Origin of the sequence: Paracoccus wurundjeri (assembly GCF_030678915.1) — a bacterium.
Lineage (GTDB): Bacteria > Pseudomonadota > Alphaproteobacteria > Rhodobacterales > Rhodobacteraceae > Paracoccus > Paracoccus onubensis_A.
Window position 1 is genome coordinate 1 of record NZ_JAUUTZ010000074.1, and the last position, 210, is coordinate 210.

Sequence of the window (210 nt, forward strand, 5' to 3'; positions counted from 1 at the left end):
AAACAGGCAGCGCAACCAAAAGCGATGCAAATGGCGCGGGGTAGAGCAGCCCGGTAGCTCGTCAGGCTCATAACCTGAAGGTCGTAGGTTCAAATCCTACCCCCGCAACCATCACAAATTGCGCACCGCCCTCCCCACCGGAGGGCTTTTTACGTTCCAGCGAGATCGCAAGGATGTCGGCTAGATCGCCCCGCACTTCGACCCGAAGCT

General features: G+C 58.6%; 1 tRNA gene. It reads left to right on the forward strand.

The annotated features are described in order from the left end of the window. Window positions 1-34: 34 nt before the first annotated feature. A tRNA-Met gene (locus Q0601_RS24670) sits at window positions 35-111 on the forward strand. Window positions 112-210: the final 99 nt, after the last annotated feature.